Source organism: Hyphomicrobium sp. CS1BSMeth3 (genome assembly GCF_900117415.1).
In the GTDB taxonomy this organism is placed as follows: Bacteria; Pseudomonadota; Alphaproteobacteria; order Rhizobiales; family Hyphomicrobiaceae.
Map to the genome: position 1 here is coordinate 898,073 of NZ_FPEI01000005.1, position 19,399 is coordinate 917,471.

At 67.1% G+C, this 19,399-nt stretch carries 22 protein-coding genes; 4 read left to right on the forward strand and 18 right to left on the reverse strand.

Going from position 1 to position 19,399, the window contains the following annotated elements; translation table 11 throughout:
- The first annotated feature begins 9 nt into the window (after window positions 1-9).
- Window positions 10-1,377 carry a bifunctional UDP-N-acetylglucosamine diphosphorylase/glucosamine-1-phosphate N-acetyltransferase GlmU gene (glmU, locus tag CS1BSM3_RS13355; RefSeq protein WP_072387550.1) on the forward strand — a complete coding sequence of 456 codons (1,368 nt, stop codon included), beginning with the start codon at window positions 10-12 and terminating at the stop codon, window positions 1,375-1,377.
- Window positions 1,378-1,393: 16 nt separating this feature from the next.
- Here the strand turns inward: glmU and CS1BSM3_RS13360 are convergent, their stop codons facing one another.
- From CS1BSM3_RS13360 to CS1BSM3_RS13405, 10 genes are read right to left on the reverse strand one after another with little or no spacing between them, the layout of a single operon-like run.
- Window positions 1,394-2,698 carry a TIGR02594 family protein gene (locus CS1BSM3_RS13360; RefSeq protein ID WP_072387551.1) on the reverse strand — a complete coding sequence of 435 codons (1,305 nt, stop codon included), beginning with the start codon at window positions 2,696-2,698 and terminating at the stop codon, window positions 1,394-1,396.
- A gap of 20 nt (window positions 2,699-2,718) precedes the next feature.
- Window positions 2,719-6,663 carry a baseplate multidomain protein megatron gene (locus CS1BSM3_RS13365; protein ID WP_072387552.1) on the reverse strand — a complete coding sequence of 1,315 codons (3,945 nt, stop codon included), beginning with the start codon at window positions 6,661-6,663 and terminating at the stop codon, window positions 2,719-2,721.
- On the reverse strand, window positions 6,663-7,100 hold the full coding sequence (locus CS1BSM3_RS13370) for an NlpC/P60 family protein (protein WP_072387553.1): 438 nt from the start codon (window positions 7,098-7,100) through the stop codon (window positions 6,663-6,665). Before CS1BSM3_RS13370 ends, CS1BSM3_RS13365 begins: the two co-directional genes overlap by 1 nt.
- A 4-nt stretch (window positions 7,101-7,104) precedes the next feature.
- A complete protein-coding gene (locus CS1BSM3_RS13375) occupies window positions 7,105-8,007 on the reverse strand; it encodes a DUF2163 domain-containing protein (protein ID WP_072387554.1) in 903 nt (300 codons plus the stop codon).
- Window positions 8,004-8,642, reverse strand: a complete 639-nt coding sequence (locus CS1BSM3_RS13380) for a DUF2460 domain-containing protein (protein ID WP_072387555.1) — start codon at window positions 8,640-8,642, stop codon at window positions 8,004-8,006. Before CS1BSM3_RS13380 ends, CS1BSM3_RS13375 begins: the two co-directional genes overlap by 4 nt.
- 8 nt (window positions 8,643-8,650) lie before the next feature.
- Window positions 8,651-9,238 carry a phage tail tape measure protein gene (locus tag CS1BSM3_RS13385; protein WP_072387556.1) on the reverse strand — a complete coding sequence of 196 codons (588 nt, stop codon included), beginning with the start codon at window positions 9,236-9,238 and terminating at the stop codon, window positions 8,651-8,653.
- 9 nt (window positions 9,239-9,247) lie between these two features.
- Complete coding sequence (locus CS1BSM3_RS13390) at window positions 9,248-9,415, reverse strand: phage tail assembly chaperone (RefSeq protein WP_072387557.1); 168 nt, start codon at window positions 9,413-9,415, stop codon at window positions 9,248-9,250.
- The gene (locus CS1BSM3_RS13395; protein ID WP_072387558.1) at window positions 9,415-9,816 is read right to left on the reverse strand and encodes a gene transfer agent family protein; all 402 of its coding nucleotides are present in this window, start codon (window positions 9,814-9,816) and stop codon (window positions 9,415-9,417) included. The genes CS1BSM3_RS13390 and CS1BSM3_RS13395 overlap by 1 nt, the downstream gene beginning before the upstream one ends.
- 10 nt (window positions 9,817-9,826) lie before the next feature.
- Window positions 9,827-10,240, reverse strand: a complete 414-nt coding sequence (locus tag CS1BSM3_RS13400) for a phage major tail protein, TP901-1 family (protein ID WP_072387559.1) — start codon at window positions 10,238-10,240, stop codon at window positions 9,827-9,829.
- A gap of 26 nt (window positions 10,241-10,266) precedes the next feature.
- Complete coding sequence (locus CS1BSM3_RS13405) at window positions 10,267-10,677, reverse strand: DUF3168 domain-containing protein (protein WP_072387560.1); 411 nt, start codon at window positions 10,675-10,677, stop codon at window positions 10,267-10,269.
- A gap of 30 nt (window positions 10,678-10,707) precedes the next feature.
- Between CS1BSM3_RS13405 and CS1BSM3_RS28800 the strand changes: the two genes are divergently transcribed.
- Window positions 10,708-10,833, forward strand: a complete 126-nt coding sequence (locus tag CS1BSM3_RS28800) for a hypothetical protein (RefSeq protein ID WP_280174744.1) — start codon at window positions 10,708-10,710, stop codon at window positions 10,831-10,833.
- Between the two features lie 17 nt (window positions 10,834-10,850).
- Here CS1BSM3_RS28800 and CS1BSM3_RS13410 read toward each other — a convergent pair whose 3' ends face one another.
- The 7 genes from CS1BSM3_RS13410 to CS1BSM3_RS13440 all read right to left on the reverse strand — a co-directional run bounded on the left by CS1BSM3_RS13410 (window position 10,851) and on the right by CS1BSM3_RS13440 (window position 17,207).
- Window positions 10,851-11,177, reverse strand: a complete 327-nt coding sequence (locus CS1BSM3_RS13410) for a phage head closure protein (RefSeq protein WP_072387561.1) — start codon at window positions 11,175-11,177, stop codon at window positions 10,851-10,853.
- Entirely contained in the window at window positions 11,177-11,755 is a 579-nt protein-coding gene (locus CS1BSM3_RS13415) for a head-tail connector protein (protein WP_072388195.1), read from the reverse strand. The genes CS1BSM3_RS13410 and CS1BSM3_RS13415 overlap by 1 nt, the downstream gene beginning before the upstream one ends.
- Window positions 11,756-12,042: 287 nt before the next feature.
- Entirely contained in the window at window positions 12,043-13,284 is a 1,242-nt protein-coding gene (locus CS1BSM3_RS13420; RefSeq protein WP_072387562.1) for a phage major capsid protein, read from the reverse strand.
- A 14-nt stretch (window positions 13,285-13,298) separates the two neighbouring features.
- On the reverse strand, window positions 13,299-14,015 hold the full coding sequence (locus CS1BSM3_RS13425; RefSeq protein WP_348532899.1) for an HK97 family phage prohead protease: 717 nt from the start codon (window positions 14,013-14,015) through the stop codon (window positions 13,299-13,301).
- A 44-nt stretch (window positions 14,016-14,059) separates the two neighbouring features.
- Window positions 14,060-15,226, reverse strand: a complete 1,167-nt coding sequence (locus tag CS1BSM3_RS13430; protein ID WP_072388199.1) for a phage portal protein — start codon at window positions 15,224-15,226, stop codon at window positions 14,060-14,062.
- Window positions 15,227-15,289: 63 nt separating this feature from the next.
- Window positions 15,290-16,627 (reverse strand): DNA-packaging protein, encoded by a 1,338-nt coding sequence (locus CS1BSM3_RS13435; protein ID WP_083528560.1) that lies wholly within the window; start codon window positions 16,625-16,627, stop codon window positions 15,290-15,292.
- A complete protein-coding gene (locus CS1BSM3_RS13440; RefSeq protein WP_072387563.1) occupies window positions 16,587-17,207 on the reverse strand; it encodes a hypothetical protein in 621 nt (206 codons plus the stop codon). Before CS1BSM3_RS13440 ends, CS1BSM3_RS13435 begins: the two co-directional genes overlap by 41 nt.
- A gap of 394 nt (window positions 17,208-17,601) precedes the next feature.
- On the opposite strand from CS1BSM3_RS13440, the gene CS1BSM3_RS13445 reads away from it, so the two are divergent.
- Complete coding sequence (locus CS1BSM3_RS13445; protein WP_072387564.1) at window positions 17,602-18,171, forward strand: TadE/TadG family type IV pilus assembly protein; 570 nt, start codon at window positions 17,602-17,604, stop codon at window positions 18,169-18,171.
- Window positions 18,172-18,195: 24 nt separating this feature from the next.
- Window positions 18,196-18,837: a TadE/TadG family type IV pilus assembly protein gene (locus CS1BSM3_RS13450; protein ID WP_072387565.1), complete on the forward strand. Its 642-nt coding sequence runs from the start codon at window positions 18,196-18,198 to the stop codon at window positions 18,835-18,837.
- Between the two features lie 78 nt (window positions 18,838-18,915).
- Here the strand turns inward: CS1BSM3_RS13450 and rpsI are convergent, their stop codons facing one another.
- The gene (gene rpsI / locus CS1BSM3_RS13455; protein WP_072387566.1) at window positions 18,916-19,398 is read right to left on the reverse strand and encodes a 30S ribosomal protein S9; all 483 of its coding nucleotides are present in this window, start codon (window positions 19,396-19,398) and stop codon (window positions 18,916-18,918) included.
- Window position 19,399 lies beyond the last annotated feature (1 nt).

Here is a 19,399-nt window from a genome sequence, read left to right on the forward strand (position 1 = left end):
AAGCACGCCATGCCCGCACCTCTCCTGACTGTCGTGCTGGCCGCCGGCCTCGGCACGCGGATGCGCTCGGCCACGCCCAAGGTGCTGCACAAGATCGCGGGCCGCACGATGCTCGGCCACGTGCTCGATGCCGTGCGGGTGATGACGCCTGAGAGGCTGGCGCTCGTCGTCGGGCCGGGAATGGAGGATGTGGCCGCCGAGGGGCGAGCCGCCGCGCCGGCCGTCGAGACCTACATTCAGGCCGAGCGGCGCGGAACGGCCGACGCCGTGCTGGCCGCTGCCGCGGCGCTGGACGGGCACGCGGGCGACGTGATGGTCCTTTATGGCGATACGCCGCTGCTGACGCCCGAAACGCTTTCGCGGATGCGCGCGGCACTGGAGCAAGGCGCAGGCGTGGTCGTGCTGGGGTTCGAGGCCGCGGACCCGACAGGCTACGGCCGGTTGCTGACCGACGCGGGCGGCGGGCTCGTCGCGATCCGCGAGCACGCGGATGCCAGCGAGGCCGAGCGGCAGATCCGCCTGTGCAATTCCGGCGTGATGGCTTTCCGGGTGCGGGGGCTCGCAGCGCTGTTGCGCAGGATCGGAAGCAGCAATGCCAAAGGTGAGTTGTATCTGACCGACGCTGTCGAGCTGGCGCGATCGGACGGTTATGCGGCGCGCGTCGTGGTGTGCAGCGAGGAGGAAGTACTGGGCATCAACGACCGATCGCAGCTCGCTGCGGCGGAAGCGATCTGGCAGCGCCGCCGGCGGATCGAAGCCATGCGCAATGGCGCGAGCCTTGTCGCCCCGGAGACCGTCTGGCTCAGCTATGACACGATGATTGGCCGAGATGTTCTGATCGAACCGAATGTCGTGATCGGTCCAGGCGTGACGATCGAGGATCGCGTTACGATCCGGGCGAACTGCCACATTGTCGGAATTCACGGGAAGGATCGCGCGGGGCTGCGCATTCGCGAGGGCGCGATCATCGGGCCCTTCGCGCGGCTGCGTCCCGGTGCCGATATCGGGACCGATGTTCACGTCGGCAATTTCGTCGAAGTGAAGAACGCGGTGATGGAGGCCGGTGCAAAGGCCAATCACCTCGCCTACATCGGCGACGGGCGCGTCGGTGCCGACGCCAACATTGGCGCGGGCACTATCTTCTGCAACTACGACGGCTACGAGAAGCACCATACCGATGTCGGTGCTGGCGCTTTCGTCGGCTCCAACTCCGCACTGGTGGCGCCGGTGAAGATCGGCGATGGCGCCTACGTTGGATCAGGCAGCGTTATCACCAAGGATGTGCCGGCGGATGCACTGGCTGTCGGCCGCGCACCGCAGGAGACGCGCGAGGGCTGGGCCGCGAAGTATCGCGCGCGACGCCAGCGCCGGAAGTGACCTCGCGCCGACGCAATCAGAGGCTCGTGCGCGACGATCTTACTTGAAGCAGCGCGGTGGCGCGGGTCCGGCCGAACAGCGCCATGAGCGTGCCGATCAGGCCGCCGGCGGCCTGAATGACGAGGATGATGTTCTGGCCGATCTCCTCGGCGAGCTCAGGCGTGATGCTGATGCCGAGCACCACGCCGACGAGCGGCAGGACTGTCGTGATCGCGGTGAGAACCGTTCCCCAGATGGTCATGGATTGCCACCAGCTCTTGGTCTCGGTGGGCGCGTAGGGCTTTGTGGTCGGCGCATCGGTCGGTCCGGTCATGAAGGGAGTCTCCTCGGTTTGAGCGGGATCGCTGGAGGGTGGGACGAGGTGCGTGGCAGCAGCGAGGGTGGCGTCGACCCGGCGAAGCCAGCCGCGGCCGAAGCGCCAGAAGTGAGGAAGTGCGCGGTAGCGTTGCCGCCGGATCGCGGCGTATCGGGTGAGTGCCATGCGTGGCTCGGCTGTGCGCGCCGCGCCGAGCGTGATCGGGCCGATCTCGCCGTCGATCTCGACGCCGAGCGCTTCCTGAAGAAAACGCGCGGCCGTGCCGACGCCGTGATTGACGCTGGCATCGAAGTGCATGAGCGCGAGCGATGGCCGCAGCGCCGGGCAGCGCGAAGGCTGCCAGTAGCGGCTCTCGTAGATGCTGCGGACGAGGTCGTCGGGGATCGCGCGGAGGGCCGCTTTCAGCTCGGTGAGAGTTTGGCTCGTCACGTCGATGCCGCGCTCGCGGGCGTAGACGGCAAGCGTGATGCCCTTGTTGGTCGGGCCACCCGGATCGTGCGGGTCGTCCGTCCAGCCGCCTTCCATCGCAAGAACGTGGCGGAGGGCGAGATCGAATTTGTCGCCCCTCGTGTCCGTGGCAGGTGAGGATGCGGGCTGGCGGAACCCGAGGACGAGGCTTTGATCGAACGCGGATACGTTCACAGCATTCGCCTGATTGCCGCCGAGAATGACGACGTGCGTTCCCGTCATGCCGACGAGAAAGCCGACGTGGCCGAGTGCCGGATCACTGCCGCGCTGAAGCACGGCGATCGCGCCGACGCTCGGCGGGTCCGCAGGACCGCCCCAGCCGAGGTAGGAGCGGGCGCGCAGCGAGCGTGTGCTTGCGATGCCGGCGCGCTCCAGGCAGGCGCCGACAAAGGCGGCGCACCACGCTGTCTCGTCGCCGTGGCCGTGGTGGCCAAGCTCATCGAACATCGCGACGATGCGCGGGTTGTGCGCCGGTCCGCGAATCTCGGACTGGCCAAGCTCGCGCCAGGCCTCGGCCATCCAGGATGGCTGCTGCATGAGGAACTCCGATGCGGGGACTAGAGGACGGCGGCGGCGGGGCTGCCGCGGCCGTAGCTCGCGCTGAGCTGGCAGATGCGGACGGTGACCACCGCCGGCGGGTTGCCGAAATCGCTGGTCTGATCGGCGAGCGTATAGACTGCCGAGGGATGCGAAGCCGCGAGCGTGCGCAGGACGGCATCTCCGTCGAGCACGTCGATCTCGTAGAGCTCGCTCTCCTCGCCGAGCGGCACCTCGGCAGTTTCCCAACTGTCGCCGCCGATGCGCGTGCGGCGGATCCAGTCGATGTGGAGATCGCCGCCTTCCCGGCGCCCGCGCACGTGCACAGGCGCAAAGGGGCGGCGGCCGATGCCGGCAAAGGCGTGGACGAACGTGTCGTAGGACGGCGCGCCGAGATCGCGGTTCGAGGGACCGAAGCGCCAGTTGAATGGAAGGCCAATGTCGTCCGGTGCGAGGTCCAGGCTGGTGAGTGCCGCATCGAGGAGGACGAAGCGGGCGCCTGCAGGAAGCACGGCGCTGATCGTGCCTTCGGTTCCCTGCTGGCCGCGGATGAGCATCGTGAGTGCGTAGGTTGAAGGTGCGACGAGCGTCGCCTCGCGGAACTGGATGATTTCCCAGTGGCCGGGCGCGTGCTCGATCGCGGCGGCATTGGCGCCGGAGAGGAGAGCGAGATCGCTGGCCGAGGAGAGCGTCCCGTAGTCGAGGTGGACGCGCAGCACGTTGGCCTTGTCGAGCCGGCCTGGCGGTCCGGGCATGAGATCGTCGACGGTCTCGCCCATGGTCGCAGGGAGCGTCGCGAGTGCGCGCAGCGTGAAGCCAGAGGTTTCAGGCGAGCTATAGAGTGCGACGGCGCCGGGCCACGGCCTCATCATGGCGACGAAGTAACCAGCGTCGGGCGGCTCGTTGCCGAGCAACATCGGCAGATCGAGGAAGGCGACGGATGGCCGGCTCGGGATCGTGGCGAGCGGCGCATCGGCCTCGCGTGGTGCGGCGGTGATCGGCGCATAGACGTCGGGCTCGATGCGGATCGCATCGATCTCGCGAGAGCCATGGTCGCCGATCTCGGTGATGCGGAAGAGGCGGGGATCGCCCGGCCGATCGAGCGCGACGATGTCGCCCGGCTCGAGCGCGATCCGGCTCGGCGGCAGCGCGAACTGCGCCCGCTCGCGCGCCGCCCAGGTCTCGAACAGCCAGCTCTCGGCGATCTGGGATGCCTGATCGGCCTCCATGACGATGGCAAGCTCGGCAAGTGAGATGCGGCCGCTGGCCCCGACGAGGCGACGCGCTTCTGCAACAGCACGGCGGTAGTCGCGCTCGGAGGCAGCATAGGCAATGCGCGCAGAAGCGGGCAGATCGGTTTCCTGCGCGCGCGCAAGGGCAACGAGGTCGGCGCCCGGTTTGAGCTCGACCGTCTCGCTCGCCGTGAGGCTGAGGACCGGAGGATCAATCCCGCGATGACGGAAGACGATGCGGCCCTCGCTCTCGAGCGAGTCGAAGAAGTAGGCGAGCTCGAGCGGCTGCAGTGCCTCGCGCGCCGACATGATCTGGTCGATCACATAGCCGGGAACGACGCCAGCGAGATGCGTGTCGTCGCGGCGTTCGAAGGCGTGCGATCGCAGAATGTCGGAGACGACGGCGCTGAGCGGTTGACTGGCGATGCGACCGTTGAGCCAGTGGCCCTGCCGCCAGTTCGCGCCGTCTCCCCAAGCGAGTCGGTTGTTCGGAAAGGCCGGATAGGGCCGCGCATCCCAGGCATAGATATAGACGTGATCGAGATCGACCATCGGGGCGCCGTAGAGCGGCGAGGTCGGGTTTGCGTCGGCGATATAGCCGGGATGGGTGGGATCGAGTCCCTCGGTCAGCGCCTGGAGGTAGAGGCGCTGCATGAGGTCGTCGCGGTTGCCCGTAGAGAAGTAGGGACGCGCGCTTTCCGTGCTCTTGGGATCGACGAAGACATTCGGCTGGTTGGCGCCCTTGTCGATGGCCGGGCAGCCGATCTCCGTGAGCCAGAAGGGCTTTGATTGAGGTATCCAGGCGGTCGGCGTTGCGCTTTCGATGCCGCCGGGGCGATCGAAGTGCGCGTTCTGCCACCACGAGCGGATGTCCTTGAAGCGGAATACCCACGGCTTGCCGGCATGACCATCCGTGATGGGCGTGCGGATCTGGAGATCGCGATCGGCGGCGCTCGCGTAGTGCCAGTCGTAGCCCTCGCCGCCGACGAGGTTCGATTTGAGATAGCTGAGATCGTGGAGCACGCGATGGCCGGCGTGCCAGTCGGCGTGGTCGCGCCCGTCGCGCCAATCGGCGAGCGGCCAATAAGCATCGATGCCGATGGCGTCGATGTTGGGCGATGCCCAGAGCGGATCGAGATGAAAGAAGATATCGCCGCTGCCATCCTGAGGATGATGGCCGAAGTACTCCGACCAGTCGGCGCCGTAGGTGATTTTCGCTGCTGAGCCGAGGATTGCGCGCACATCGGCAGCGAGCGCGATGAGGGCGTCGACGAAGGGATAGCCGGAGGCGGATGCGCGCGCTTGCGTGAGACCGCGCAGCTCCGAGCAGAGAATGAAGCCGTCGACACCGCCGGCCGCGGCGGCGAGATGGGCGTAGTGCAGGATCATGCGCCGGAAGGACCACTCGGCGGGGCCCGCGTAGATGACCTGTTGGCCGACGATGGAGAAATGGTGGCGCGCCGCCGTGCCGACGAAGGCGGCGATCTGGCTCGCGGCGCCGCCGGTCTTGTCGGGCGAGCCTTCGATCGTGGGAGCAGGGTGAACTGTGATGCGACCGCGCCAGGGATACGTGGGCTGCGGGCCATCAGGATCGTAGGGGTTCGGGCGCGCGTTGTCCTCGGGCACGTCCATGAGGATGAACGGGTTCAGCGTGACTTTGTGCCCGCGCGCTTTCAGATCCTGGATGGCGGCGATGACCGTCTGATCGGAGGGCGTGCCGCCGTAGGCCGGGCGACCATCGTGATGGCTGATCAGCGGCGCGCTGCTGCGTGTGAGACCGGCGACGCTCCAGCTCAGCGGCTCCGTGCTCTTGTTCCGATTGTCGACGGCGGGGCGGACTTGGCACTGCGAGGCGCGAAGGTCCGTGCCGAACCAGCTCGCGACCAGCGAGACGGCGCCGACATTGGGGAGCGTGGATGCGAGCTGATCGAGGGAGAGATGCCAGTCCGTATGACCCTGCAGCGTGTGCGCGTTCTCGGTCTCGCTTTGTCCGGGGCCGACGCGACGGGTCACCGGCGTCGTCGCATAGACGAACTCGCCGGAGCCGGGGATCATGACGACCGCGCGCACGCTCTGCTCGAAGGGATCGACGGCGCGGAAGACCTCGAAGGAGAGTTGCGGCAGGCGGTTGCCGTAGGACTCGAGCAGCATCCGCTCGAAGATGATGTAGGCCGTGCCGCGATAGGCAGGTGCCTGCTCGACGCCCATGTGCGCGACAATGAGGTCGTCCTGCGCCTGCGTCTCGGTGCCGGTGTAGAGGCGCCAGGTGAGCTGCGTGAGGTCGAGCTCCTTGCCGTCGGCCCACACGCGACCGATCGAGGTGATGGTGCCTTCGCACAGAGCGACAGCGAAGTTCGCATGGTAGCGGTAGCTGCGCGTGCTCCCGCCGGAGCTTCCTCCTTTGCCGCCGCCGCTGCTGTTCTTGAGGATCTCCTCTTCGAGTGGCGAGGCCCAGATGACTTGGCCGCCGAGGCGTGCGCGGCCGATGAGGCGCGGAACCGCGGCGCCTTCCGTGGAAGCCGTGACATGCAGATCGTCGAGGCGCGGCCCGCCGCGGGCACTGGATTGGCCAGAGCCGCCGAGCAGCGATTGATCGATGTAGCTGCCGGCGAGCGCGCCGATCTGACCGCCGATCATGGCGCCGCTGAGCGTGGCGCCGAGCACGGTCACGCCAGCAGGCAGCAGCGCGGAGCCGACGGCAGCGCCGGCAACGGCGAGAGCGAGTGTGGCCATCAGGAGCGGATCCCGGGAAAGGAGAAGACGGCTGCCGTGTGACGGCGCCACCATGGCGTGAACGGCACCTCGGCGACGGCGCGCCCTTCGATGGCGTGGATCATCGTGAGGGGGCCGGAGAGAATGCCGACGTGCTTGGCGATTGCGTCCGCGCGATAGCGGAAGATGAGGATGTCGCCGTGCTCGGCGGCGATGCGGTCGCGCTCGATGAGATGGCGTCGGGCGGCGGCCAGCATGGTCTCGACGCCGGTCGCTTCGGCCCAGTCGCGAGAGTATGCGGGGACGGCTTCGGCCTCGGTGCCGTGCAGCGCGCGCCACACGCCGCGTACGAGACCGAGGCAGTCGGTGCCGATGCCGCGAAGGCTCGCCTGATGATGATAGGGCGTGCCGATCCAGCGCCGCGCCTCGGCGACGATGTCGTCACGCGAATAGGACATGATCTCAGGTTCCCGAAGCCGTGGAGCTGCCGGCAGGGCGGGGTGTGCTGCCGGGCTGAGCTACGGCGGTGACGAAGTCATTGCCGGGCATGTGCGGAAAGCCGCGATAGTTGACGGCGTTAGCGAAGCGCGCGGCGCACGTTTCGAAGCGCTTGTCGCAGCCGGCTGTGGCGGTGATGGTGTCGCCGATGGCGATGGGCTCGCCCATGGGCTGCCAGAGCTCGATCTCGATCATGCCGGCGCGGGCGCTGTGGCTTTTGACTTCGATGGATCGGCCGGCATTGGCGCCGCTGGTGAAGGCAATGATCCCGCGATTGAACCAGCCGATCTCGTAGTCGGCGAGGCCGTCGACGGCGATGCGGCGTGTGTCTCTGACAGCGAGAACCGTGCCGGTGGCACGATAGGCCGGCGACGAGAGATCGACATCGCAGCGCGTGTCGCCGAGGTCGGCATCGCAGGTGTACTGAAAGAGGCGGCCTTTGGGCTGCTGCAGATAGTGTGCGAGGCCGCGCACCTCGGCGCTGAAAGCCGAGCCAGCGCGGCGGACTTCGCCGAGCGATCCTGCGCGCATGAGAACGCGTTGGCTGGGATCGTGCCAATTGACGCGGAAGATTTCGACGGCGGCATCGTCGAAGTCGCCGGCGGCGAGGGAAATCTCGGAGAGGCGGTCGGAGATGAGGGCGCCCGTCACCTCGAGATTGTCGACGCTGAGGCCGACCTGATCGCGGATCTCGCTCGCCGTGAATCCGCTGGCGGCTTCGAAGTTCGTATCGTCGAAGGCGAGATCGCGATCGTGGTCAGTGAAGCCGAGCTTCGTGCCGTCGCGGCGCGTGAGGCGCCAGCACCAGCAAAGCGTTGTGGCGCCGGACTGGAGGTGCGCGGTGAAGGCTTCGCTGAGCTGCTTCATAGGCGGACCTCCACGATCGGGATCGAGGGAATGGCGCCGTGACTGAAGCCCTGCAGGCTCACCTCAAGCTTGTCGGTGTCGAAGCGAACCGGGACGTCGAACTCGAAGCCTGCGGTGATGACGGCGCCCTCGGCGGGGATGTGCTCGGGTTCGAAGGTGAGCGTGCCGGTAGTCGGGTCAACGGTGACGTGCGTGCCGACGATGACAGGCTCGCCGTCGACGGCGACGAGGATGGAGCCTGCGACGGGCTTCGCGATGCGGCGCGACCATGGTGCGTGCGTGCTGCCGTAGCGCTTGCAAAGCTGGAATGTCGAGGTCTCGCCGTCGCCGACACCGATTGGCTGGTCGAGCGCGGACGGAGTGATCGAGGGTGGGCACGAGCGGAAGTCCGCGTGGTCCTTCCAGCGAAAGCCATAGAGCCGGCCGCGCCGTTCCTCGAAGAAGGCGATGACGGCGTGGAGGTCGTCGAGCGTTTTGACGCCGTAGCCGGCATTGTAGCTGCGACGCGAATCCGCCCAGCGGCTGTTGCGCTCCTCGTGGCCCGAGCCGAGCGCGACGACATCCGTGCGGCGCTCGGGACCACCGGTTGCGCCACGCGAGATGGCGGTCGGGAAGCGGATCTCGTGGAAGCTCATGGCGGTTCCTAGAGATTGCGTTCGGCGCGGCCGAGTGCGCGGGCGACAAGGGCCGCGATCTGGGTCTCGGAGCGCGCGAAGCTCTCGACATCCGGTGTCGCGATATTGATCGTTATGCTTTGGCTGCCGGTGCTCGCGGCCGCGACACCGAGGCGGCCATCGGCCGTACGTGTGAGCGGCATGATGGCCTCAGGGCCACGTTCGCCGGCGAGGCCCGCGCGCCCGCCAGAGAGCGGAAAGGAGACCGGCGAGGCGATGACGCCGCCTTTGGCAAAAGGGATCGGCGTGCCGTGATGAAGAACGCCGCCCTTGGCGAAGCCGAGGCCCATGCCGCCGGAGAAGACGTTGCCGAGGAAGCGGCTCATGGCCTGGTCGAGCGGCTTGAAGGCGGCGCTCAGGACCATGCGCGAGAGGGACAAGCCGAGACTGCGCACGACATCGCCGAGCGAGCGGCCCTGCACGGCGATGCCTTCGAAGGCGGAGATCATCGAGCGGCTGAACTGGCGGCCGACGAGGGAAGTGCGTTGCAGCTCGGTGCGGAGTGCGCTGGTGTCGGCAGCGACGTTGATCTGCCAGTCGGCCACGGTTTCGGGCATGGGTCTCACTCATCTATCTGGATAGCGGGCCATGAGGCTCGCGAGCGACGGGCGGTCGATGGCGCCATCGCCGGGTGCGGGACCGAGGGCACCTTCGAGAGCGGTGGCGAGCTCGCGTGGCGTCATCGACCAGAGCGCGGCAGGCGAAAGGCGCAGCACGCCAAGCCCGACGCGCATCACGTCGCGCCAGGGAAAGGGCCGGTGGCGTGGCTCGCTTCTGCCGGCGCCGGCTCAAGTGGTTCGCCGGCTTTGGCCATGGGGGCATCGTCGGTCGTGCCGAAGGTAGCCGTCAGGAGGCGCGAGACGATATCGACAAAGCCGGCGGCGCCGCCTTCGGCGCGCATGCGGGCGACGGCATCGTCGGTGAACTGGTGGCCAGCGCCGCGCAGGCCGGCGCCGATGATGCGGACGGCGTCGCGGGCGCTGAGGCGGCCACGGCTGAAGCGCTCGGCGAGTGCGAGCATGTCCTCGTCGCCGAAGGTCGCCTCGAGCTCGGCAAGCGCGCCGAGCGTCAGGCAGAGGCGAAGGCTCTGGCCGTCGAGAACGGCATCGACCTCGCCACGGTGAAGGTTGGCCATCGGGTTTCCTTTAGGGCGCGGTGAAGGTGAGCAGGCCTGCGGATTCGAGTGTGATCTCGAAGGCGACCTCGGCATCGTGGCGCCCGGAAAGCTCGAACGACGAAATCTGGAAGAGACCTTCGATCGTGCCGAAGTCAGGGATCACGATCTGCCACTCGCGGATGGTGCCGTTGAAGACGTACGCGCGGATGACGGCATCGGAGGTGGCATCCTTGAAGATACCGGCGCCCGCGACGCGAGCACTCTTGACGCCTGCGCCGGCGAGCAGCTCGCGCCATTCGCCCGCGGACTCGGCGTGCGTGATGTCGACGGTCTCGGCGTTGAAGGAGATGGAGCGGGAGCGCAGACCGGCAACGGTCGAGAAGCTGCCGGTGCCGGTGGTGTCGACCTTGAGGAGTAGGTCCTTGCCTTTTTGAGCGGCCATCGCTGGGGATCCTTGGCTGGCGGAGATCAGGCGTTCGGTTCGAGGACGGCGCGGAAGCGGGCAGCCACGCGGTAGGTGTCGCCGTCGCGTTCGCGGTGCGTGCTCGAGGTTTCGTGGCGGAGGTTTACGAGGTGATGGCTGGCGAGGATGAGCGAGGCATCGTGGAGCGCGGCACGAGCGGCCTCGGCGAGGAGATGTGCCTGCTTGTGGCCAGCGCCGCGCGACCAGGCATTGACGGTGAAGATGATCTCGGCGCCGGGCTCCGTGCCGGTCGCCCAGTCGCGGGCGGTGAAGCCCGTGAGCGTGAGATAGGGGAAGGCGGCGCCTTGCGGCACGTCGTCGTAGACGCGCGCACTGCCGAGCAGCGCCAGCACATCGGTGTTGCCGGCAAGCGCGGTATGGACGGCTTGCTGAAGATCCCAGGCAGCGCTGGACATGCACTATCTCCTGCGATCGCGAGGTGGGCGATGGCGCGCGGGCGTCGGTGCTTCCGACGAGGCTGGATCGTCGTCGGTCTCGGATGCGGTGCGAGCGGCGCGTTCGCGTACGCGCTGCTCGATGCGCTCGGCAAGGCGTGCTTCGTCCTGGCCTGAAATGGTGATGGTGAGTTTCAAAGGCCGCGCTCCACGCAGAGGCATTTGAGCCAACGGCGACGCTCGTCGACATCGAGCACGGCCACGATCTCGAAGCGACGGCTCCCGATTGCAAGGCGCATGGCGGGCGTCACGCCGGAGCGATAGCGCATCGTGATCTCGTGAGCGTTGCGGCCGGACAGGCCGTCCGCGTCGACGCTCTCGCTGCCGCCTGTCGGGCGGATCTCGCACCAGACATGGGCGATTGTGGCCCACGTCTCGGCAGCACCGCCGCCGCCGTCGGGTGCGCGCGTCGCGGCCTCGAGCCTGAGACGGTGGCGCAGGCGACCGATCGAGGCGCGCATCAGAGGCGCCTCCGGCGATAGGGCGAGAGCAGCTCGGATACAGTACCCGGAATGGTGGTCGTGGTGGTGCCGATCTCGACGGGCTCGCGGTTCTCGTACCAGTGCGCGACGAGCAGCAGGAGCGCCTGGCGGACGGTCTGCGGTACGTCGGATGGCTCATCGCCGTAGCCGGCGACGAAGTCGATCTCGATGCCGTTGGCAGTGCGCCCGGGGATCGGGAGGCTGGCGCGGCCGCTCAGGACGAGACGCGCGGGATTGGCGGTGCCGTCGAGAATGAAGGCGGTGTTGTCGAGCGTCTCGCTCGTATCGGCATCGTCATAGACCTTCACCGCCGTGAGGCTCTGCACGGGACTGAGCGGGAAGTTCAGGGAGCGCGCGCGGGGCCAGCGGTCGAGATGCAGGCGCCAGGTTTGCGTGATGAGGGCCAGGTCGAGCGCTGCCTCGATATGCAGACGCGAGGCCATAATGAGGCTCTGGATCAGCGTGTCCTCGGCATTGGTATCGACACGCAGATGCACCTTGGCCTCACTGAGCGTGATCGGTTCGACAGCGGGCGCGCTGAGGAGGACGGTGGTCATGGCGAACTCGCGCAGCAAAGTGATGGGAAGAGGAATGCGCGGGCGGTACTGCCGCGGAGAAGGGCAGTGCCGCCCGCGCGCGCTTCGGTTGGCCGACTGTCAATTGCGCGGCGCCGGGAGGAGGCGTGCGCCGACGCAGCCGAGCAGGCGACGACGGACCGGCTGTGAGCGAGATCACCGGTGGTCGCGGAGAGCCTGATCGGGTCGGACAGTTGTGCGCAGGCCGTCGCCGTGGGGGAGTCCGGCGGCGGTCGCGTGGCTCAACCGAAGCGAGGTGGACGACGCGATCAGTCGCCGAACTGCAGAAGCTTGATCGCGTCGAAGTCCTGAACGCCGCCGCCGACGCGCTTCGTCGTGTAGAAGAGCACGTAGGGTTTCGACGAATAGGGATCGCGCAGGATGCGGATGCCGATGCGGTCGACGATCAGGTAGCCGCGGCGGAAATCACCGAAGGCGATCGCGTAGGCGTCCGCGGCGACATCCGGCATGTCCTCGGCCTCGGTGACCGGGAAGCCCATGAGAGACGGTGACTCGCCAGGCGCGATTGCGGGATGCCAGAGGTAGTGACCGTCGTCGTCCTTGAGCTTGCGCACGATGGCCTGCGTCGCGCGATTCATGACGAAGCGGGCATTAGCGCGATAGCCGGCTTTCAGCGTGTAGACGAAGTCGATGAGCTTGTCGCCCGGATTGGTTGCCGGGAAGGCTGCGTCGACGCCGGTCTTGATCGCGCCGATGTTGCCCCAGGTCCAGCTCGCCTCGGCGACCTTCGTGTAGTGCATGAAGCCCGTGGGGCGAGCGCTGCCGTTGCCGCTGACAAACGCCGTGCCTTCCTGCTCGGCGAAGGCTGAGCGAACTTCCTCGGCAATCCACTGATCGATATCGACTGCGGCATCGTCGAGGAGCGCCGGCGTCGCGGCCGGCATGGCGTAGAGCTCCATGGTCGGGAAGGAGAGCTCGGCGAGCGTCGGCGAGGTCGTGGTCGTGCGGCTGCCCGTTTCCGCGACCCAGCCCGCGCCGGCGCCCGCAACGGAGAACGGCTTCTTGTAGACGGAGCCGGAGACTTGGCGAACGCTGGCGATGGCGCGGATCGGGGAGATTTCCTTGAGCGCCATGTTGACGGTCGTCTCGGTCTCGGCGGGGACGAGATAGCCGCCGTCAGGACCGGAGCCGACAGAGAGCGCCTTGCTTTCGATGTCGATGAGGCCGGCGGTTTCGCCCTTGCGGACGTAGCCGTCGAAGGCGGCGCGATGCTCGCGTGCGAGGTGCGAGCGCGGGCCGTTCGAGGAGAGTGCAGGACGCGCAGCCTTGAGCGAGATTTCGTCGAGGCGGCGCTTGTTCTCGTCGAGGGCGCGATCGAGACGATCGAGCTTGTCGTTGGTCAATGGATCGACGGCCCCGCGCGTCTCGATGTCGGCAAGGCGGCGGTCGTTCTCCTCTTTGTAGGTCTCGAAGGCGCGGAGGAGATCATCGAGGGCGTGGTTCAGCTCGGGGCTGCTCTTGATTTCGAGGCCCGGTGTCGTGGCAGTCATGTGCGGTCTGTCCTTCAGATGGCAGGCGATGAGCGGAGATAGGCGGCGACGGCAGCGCAGCGGCTTGCGAGACGTGCTGCCTCGATGGGCGTGGCGGCTGCATCCCGCAGAGCGGCCAGACCCTTGAAGCCGGAGCGCAGGACGGCCCGGGCTTCGGTGCGCGTGAGCCCAGCGTCCTGCGTGAGCCAGCGTTCGAACTCACGTTCCGAAGGCCGCCGGTCGGCGAAAGGCCGCGCCTTGATGGAGGCGATGCGGGCCTCCGGCAGCAGCGGGAACGTGACGATGGAGATTTCCCAGAGATCGACTTTTTCGATGCGGCGGACGCCGCGCGAGCGGTCGCGATGAGCTTTGACGGTGCGGAAGCCGATGGAGAGACCGTCGATGGCGCCGGCGCGCATGAGCGAAAGCACCTCGCGGGCGCGGGCGACGGTCGGCATGATGCGGCCGCGGGCGAAGAGGCCTTTGGCGTCCTCGGCGAGCGTTTCCCAGATGCCGATCGGCTCGGAAGGATTGTGCTGGAAGAGCATTCGGACGCCGGAGGGGCCGCGGGTCGCGAGCGTGTCGCGAAAGGCGCCCGGCATGACGACGTCACGGCCGAGATCCTGCCTGCCGAAAATGGAGGCATAGCCTTCGAACGCACCGTCATCGGCAACGCTCTTCATGTCGAGGGCCGTGAACTTCGCTTCGTGTGGACGCGCGCGTTGGGGTGTCGCAGATCGAGGCTCGATCACGATGGAACGCTCCGGGTTCGGGGGTGGTTGCGTGGCGGGGAAAGTCAGGGCGCGGGTGTTAGCGTTTCGCTGTCGGCGAGCGGGCTGTATCCGGCTGCGGCGCGCTTCTCGTTGAGCGTGAGGAAGGACGCCTTTTCGAGACGCGCCCACAGTGCTTCGCGCTCCGGCGAGAGGGCTTCGACGGCATCGAGATCAGGACGCAGCTCCAGGTCGGCATCCCAGGCGGGGGCGAGCCAGCGCGAGAGAGCCTTCGACGTGCGGCCGACGAGCGGAATGATGGTCTGGCGCCAGAAGCCGCGTGTGGCTTCGGCCATGTTGGCGTAGGTGTTGTCGCCGGGAATGCCGAGCAGCATGGGCGGCACGCCGAGGGCGAGCGCGATCTCGCGGGCGGCGGCGTTCTTGGCTTCGAGGAAGTCCATGTCCTTGGGCGAAAGCGACATCGACTTCCAGTCGAGGCCGCCTTCGAGGAGAAGCGGCCGACCGGCATTGGCGGCACCCTGGAAGCCTTGCTCGAGCTCGGCCTTGAGGCGCTCGTACTGCTCGGTGGTGAGATTGCCGTCACGCGAGGTGTAGACGAGAGCGCCGGAGGGACGGGCGGAGTTATCGAGCAGCGCCTTGTTCCAGCGCGTCGCAGTGTTGTGGAGGTCGATGGCGGTCGCGGCGGCTTCGAGCGGGCTCATGCCGTAGTGATCGTGCGCGGCGTGGAAGAGCTTCATGTGGAGTACGCCGCGTACGCCGGGCACGCAATCGCCGGCGAGGCGCACCGAGCGGCCGGCGACGGTGTACTCGTAAGCTTCGGGCCAGCCGTCAGCGCCGGGCACGACCTTCATGCGGTCGGGGCGGAGCACGTGCAGCTCGCGGATTTCGTCATCGATGGCGACGGCCTCGATGTAGCTGTTGCCGGCGACGAGCAGGTGGCCGAAGAGCGTTTCGAGGAACTCGGGTCCGACCTGGGCCGGATTGGGCCGGTTGATCAAGTCGGGCAGCGCGTGCGCCTCGATCTCCTCCTCGCCGCGATATAGGAGCAGCGGCACCGAGGCGGCGGTCTCGGCGATCATGCGCACGCAGCGATAGACGATCGCATTGCCCATGAAGCCCTCGCGGGCGAAGGCGGCGTAGTCGCGCGGCGTCCACGCGGGCTGTCGAAGGGTTTCGAGCGCGATGAGCGGACCGACGGCGCTGGCCTTGGTTTCGGCCGGCGCGTGCGGCATGGCTCTGCCAACCCAGCGACCAAAGAGGGCGCCGAGCGAGATCGCAACGGAAGTCGGGGTCATTCAGAGCGTCCGTATGGTTGGGCTGCGCGGGTTTGTCAGCATGAGATCGGTGAGCGCCCACACGAGCGCATCGAGCCGATCCGGGCTCTTGCCTTGGGCGAGACCATCGGCGCCGAAGGCACACATCTGGCTTTCGAGCTCGGGCCATTCGCCGACGTGGATCACGCGGCCTTCGGCGTAGAGCGCGGAGACCGGCTCGGCGCGCACCCACTTGCCGCGCGTGGCGCGGACGGCGCGGATGGGTACCGAGGCATCGACCTGGCGCATGACGCCGACGACGAGATCACCGCCTTGGTTCACCTCGGCGACAATGCGGTCGGCGGCGAAATCGCGGTAGGCGGCGATGGCCGCGCGGGCCCACACGGTCGGCTCGCGGCCGCGGATGGTGCGGTCGGCGAGGACGTAGGCGCGGCCGTCCTCGCCGAGGCCGGCGACGATGATACCGCACGCGTCCGAGTTGGTGTTCGACGTGACGGGCGGATCGACGGCGACGACGATGCGCGCGATCTCAGGCGGCGCGGCGACGCGGTGCTGGTCGAGCCAGCTCTTGCGCCAGAGCCCGCCGCCGCGATCCTCGACGATCTCTCCGTCGATCTCCTGGCGGCCGAGAGCCGTACCGCCGTAGCGCTTCAGCACGCTCGAGAGGAACGACGGCGCGAGGTTTGCGGCATTGTCGGTCGTCTTGGCGCGCGATGTCACGGTGGCTTCGTCGGCCATGAGCTTTTTCAGCAGCGCGATGGAGCGCGGTGTCGTGGTGACGACGGATTGCGGGTGGCGTCCCAGGCGGAGTGCGAACTGCAGCATGTCCCAGGCGTGCTGGGCGCGGCGCCACTTGGCGAGCTCGTCGCACCAGGCGGCATCGAACTGGGGCCCGCGCAGGTTGTCCGGATCATCGGCAGCGTACATCTGGGCGATGGCTCCGTTCGACCATTGGATCTGATTGCGTGAGACGTCGAAGTGCGGGCGTTCATGCGGCGCGTGGACGGCGAGGAGGCCGGAGACGCCTTCGATCATGACGCTGCGGACCTGCGCGATGGTGAGACCGACAAGTGCGATGCGCCGCGCGGGCTCGTCCTGTTCGGTGCCGAGGCCGAGAGCGCGAGCGCGGACCCATTCGGCGCCGGCGCGGGTCTTGCCCGAGCCGCGGCCGCCGAGAATGAGCCACGTCTGCCAGGGCTGGCCGGTCTCGGTGGCGATGGGGGCGAGCTGGTCATCGCGGGCCCAGACCTGCCAGTCATGGGCGAGGCGGATGATCTCGATGGCCGAGAGCGCGGCGAGGGCTGCCTCGCGTTCTGGCTCAGGCCGGTCCGACAAGCCGAGCAAGACGCTCCGCAACATCTCGGCGGAAGCGCTCCGCCTCGTCGGCGAGCTGGCGGTCGCCTTGGCTGGTGGCGGGGTTTGAGGATCCGGGGAGGCGCTCGAGGTCAGCTTCCATCTCCGTTACGCGACTGAGGTTGGCAATGAGGGCGCCGATCGCGCGGGTGTCGCGCTCATGGTCTGCGGCGGTGGTGTCGGAGGTTCCTTCCTTGGTGGCGATGTCTTGCGCCATGCGCCTCTCCATCTGCTTGAGCTTGGTGTCGATCGCCTTGTAGAGCCGACGGACGAGCGCCCGCCGCGTCTTGAGCGAGGTGGTGCCGGGTGCGGCCACTTCCTGTTTGATGGCGGGGGTCGCGGCCTGCGGCGGTGCGCGCTTGTGGCCGGGGGCCGTTGCGGGCTTCTTTGTGTGCGATGCCGTAGCCGGGCCATCCCGAGCGGCTGGCCTGCGCCGAGGGCGCGCCGGCCAGCGCTCATTGCGGGCACGACGGGTAATCCGCTGGGCCGAGATGCCGTGTCGTCCGGCGATACAGGCGAGCGTGAGCTTGCCGGCAACGTACAGACGTCGGATCTCCGGCCAGTCGGGTTGATCCGAGCCGGTCATGCGGGACACCAGATTGTTTGCTGGGCGGCGTGATCTGAAACGTTCTGTGGGGCGGTCCGGCCGCCCGTCATCATCTGACGTTTTTCACGCGATACTGGATTTGTACCAAAACATCGTTGCGATGTCAATAATTGATTCAGGAATTTTCTGCGCCTTGGAAGTATAGTTCCAATATATACTTGGGCGCAAACACACGAATATCTCACGCGGCCTGTTGGGCGGGGATAAATTCTTATTGGGGCCGCGCGTGGAACAGATCAGGCCCGTTAGCTAGGGTTCAAGACATTTCATTTACCAGTCGGAAAGGCCGTGCCGCGAATTAAGCGATGATTCAGCAATCTCGTATTTCATGCGGGGTGATCTTCCGTGGCGTGAACGAGTGAGGCGTACGCCAATGCAGCCATTTTCCGACGCAGGCCCTGAGCGCTCCCGCGTGCGCCGGTCGCTGTTTGGGCGTTGGCGCCGCGATACGTCGGGCACGACGGCCATCGAATTCGCCTTCGTGGCAGGGCCGTTCCTCATGCTGCTGTTCGGCATCATGGGCGTCGGGCTCTTCTTCTTCACGACCTTCTCGCTCGAGAACGCGGTCGAGCGGACCGGGCGTCTGATCCGAACCGGCCAGGTGCAGCAGGGCGGAATGACGGAGCAGCAGTTCAAGGAAAAGGTCTGCGAGCTCGCGCCGGCCTTCGTCGACTGCGTGAACAAGCTTCGCATCAACGTTCTGAACTTCCCGGACTCCGAGGCGATCGGGCCCGGTACCACGGCGCAGTGTCTGGATGCCGCCGGCAACCTCAGCGACGTCACCCAATACAAGCCGGGCGATGCCGACCAGGTCGTCCTGATCTGGGTTTGCTACGAGTGGAGCATGGCCTCGAAGATCCCGTATCTCAATCTCGGAAATATGGGCAACGGCTCGCGCCTGATCCAGGCCGCGACGACGTTCCGAACCGAGCCATACAATTGATCGTTGATTGATGGGTGCTGCACGATGAAGAGCTTCATCACGCGACTCTCGAGCCGGCGCCGCACGAACGGCCGCAGCGGTCTCTTCGCCCGATTGCGCCGCGACAACAGCGGCCTCGCTGCAGTCGAGTTCGGCATGATCGTGCCGATCATGTTCTTCCTGTTCGTAGGCACCATCGAGTTCAGCCAGGCGCTCACCGTCGACCGTCGCCTCACGCTGGCGGCGAGCTCGACCGCCGATCTCATCGCGCGTGCGCCCAACTCGGGGCTGACGGCTCAGCAGGTGGACCGCGATCTCAAGATCATCGAGCAGCTCATCGCGCCTTATGATCTCCAGCGCCTCTACGTGAAGGTCATGAGCGTCATCGCGGCTGGGACGCCGGGCAATCCGAATGCCCTCACCTATACGATCGACTGGTCGCGCGATAACAACGGCGGCACGCCGCATCCGCGCGGCGAGGAATACAAGGACATTCCCCAGGGCCTCCTCGTTTCCGGCGAGAGCGTGATCGTCTCCGAAGCGCGGTACAACTACACGCCGCTGATCTTCAACTACTTCATCGAGTCGGCCTTCAACATGACCGAGCGCTTCTTCCTGAAGCCGCGCAACTCGAGCTGCGTGCACCTGAGGCCGATCAACTGCGTGACCGGCGGCACGATGTCCTGACGCCGCCGGCAGCGAGAAAAACGAAACGGCCCGCCGGACATCCGGCGGGCCGTTTTTCTTTGCGGGATTGCGGTCCGCTTAGCGCTTCGAGAACTGGAAGCTGCGGCGGGCCTTTGCCTTGCCGTACTTCTTGCGCTCGACGATGCGGCTGTCGCGCGTGAGGAAGCCGCCCTTCTTCAGCACGGTGCGCAGCTCCGGCTCGTAGTAAGTGAGCGCCTTCGACAGGCCGTGGCGGACGGCGCCGGCCTGGCCGGAGAGGCCACCGCCCGTCACCGTGGCGCGAATGTCGTACTGATCCATGCGCTCGGCGGCGACGAGCGGCTGCTTCAGGATCATCTGGAGGACAGGGCGCGCGAAGTAGGTCGTCACGTCCTTGTCGTTGATGGTGATCTTGCCGTGCCCGCGGCTGACCCACACGCGAGCAATGGCGTTCTTGCGCTTGCCCGTGGCGTAGGCGCGACCCTGGGCGTCGAGCTTCTGGATGTGCACGGGGGCGGCCGCTTCGCTGGCCTGGCCGGTGAGGTTCCCAAGGTCCTCAAGTGACTTGGCATCTGCGGTCATG

What these genes read in the sequence shown, in the direction of transcription:
- CS1BSM3_RS13445 (WP_072387564.1), top strand. Translation starts at nt 17,602, where the DNA reads ATGCAGCCATTTTCCGACGCAGGCCCTGAGCGCTCCCGCGTGCGCCGG.
- CS1BSM3_RS13375 (WP_072387554.1), bottom strand. Translation starts at nt 8,007, where the DNA reads ATGAAGCAGCTCAGCGAAGCCTTCACCGCGCACCTCCAGTCCGGCGCC.
- CS1BSM3_RS13365 (WP_072387552.1), bottom strand. Translation starts at nt 6,663, where the DNA reads ATGGCCACACTCGCTCTCGCCGTTGCCGGCGCTGCCGTCGGCTCCGCG.
- CS1BSM3_RS13390 (WP_072387557.1), bottom strand. Translation starts at nt 9,415, where the DNA reads ATGCGCGTCGGGCTTGGCGTGCTGCGCCTTTCGCCTGCCGCGCTCTGG.
- CS1BSM3_RS13410 (WP_072387561.1), bottom strand. Translation starts at nt 11,177, where the DNA reads ATGCGCGCCTCGATCGGTCGCCTGCGCCACCGTCTCAGGCTCGAGGCC.
- CS1BSM3_RS13450 (WP_072387565.1), top strand. Translation starts at nt 18,196, where the DNA reads ATGAAGAGCTTCATCACGCGACTCTCGAGCCGGCGCCGCACGAACGGC.
- CS1BSM3_RS13440 (WP_072387563.1), bottom strand. Translation starts at nt 17,207, where the DNA reads ATGACCGGCTCGGATCAACCCGACTGGCCGGAGATCCGACGTCTGTAC.
- CS1BSM3_RS28800 (WP_280174744.1), top strand. Translation starts at nt 10,708, where the DNA reads ATGGCGCGCGGGCGTCGGTGCTTCCGACGAGGCTGGATCGTCGTCGGT.
- CS1BSM3_RS13370 (WP_072387553.1), bottom strand. Translation starts at nt 7,100, where the DNA reads ATGTCCTATTCGCGTGACGACATCGTCGCCGAGGCGCGGCGCTGGATC.
- rpsI (WP_072387566.1), bottom strand. Translation starts at nt 19,398, where the DNA reads ATGACCGCAGATGCCAAGTCACTTGAGGACCTTGGGAACCTCACCGGC.
- glmU (WP_072387550.1), top strand. Translation starts at nt 10, where the DNA reads ATGCCCGCACCTCTCCTGACTGTCGTGCTGGCCGCCGGCCTCGGCACG.
- CS1BSM3_RS13380 (WP_072387555.1), bottom strand. Translation starts at nt 8,642, where the DNA reads ATGAGCTTCCACGAGATCCGCTTCCCGACCGCCATCTCGCGTGGCGCA.
- CS1BSM3_RS13415 (WP_072388195.1), bottom strand. Translation starts at nt 11,755, where the DNA reads ATGACCACCGTCCTCCTCAGCGCGCCCGCTGTCGAACCGATCACGCTC.
- CS1BSM3_RS13405 (WP_072387560.1), bottom strand. Translation starts at nt 10,677, where the DNA reads ATGTCCAGCGCTGCCTGGGATCTTCAGCAAGCCGTCCATACCGCGCTT.
- CS1BSM3_RS13395 (WP_072387558.1), bottom strand. Translation starts at nt 9,816, where the DNA reads ATGGCCAACCTTCACCGTGGCGAGGTCGATGCCGTTCTCGACGGCCAG.
- CS1BSM3_RS13400 (WP_072387559.1), bottom strand. Translation starts at nt 10,240, where the DNA reads ATGGCCGCTCAAAAAGGCAAGGACCTACTCCTCAAGGTCGACACCACC.
- CS1BSM3_RS13435 (WP_083528560.1), bottom strand. Translation starts at nt 16,627, where the DNA reads ATGTTGCGGAGCGTCTTGCTCGGCTTGTCGGACCGGCCTGAGCCAGAA.
- CS1BSM3_RS13385 (WP_072387556.1), bottom strand. Translation starts at nt 9,238, where the DNA reads ATGCCCGAAACCGTGGCCGACTGGCAGATCAACGTCGCTGCCGACACC.
- CS1BSM3_RS13430 (WP_072388199.1), bottom strand. Translation starts at nt 15,226, where the DNA reads ATGCCGCACGCGCCGGCCGAAACCAAGGCCAGCGCCGTCGGTCCGCTC.
- CS1BSM3_RS13360 (WP_072387551.1), bottom strand. Translation starts at nt 2,698, where the DNA reads ATGCAGCAGCCATCCTGGATGGCCGAGGCCTGGCGCGAGCTTGGCCAG.
- CS1BSM3_RS13420 (WP_072387562.1), bottom strand. Translation starts at nt 13,284, where the DNA reads ATGACTGCCACGACACCGGGCCTCGAAATCAAGAGCAGCCCCGAGCTG.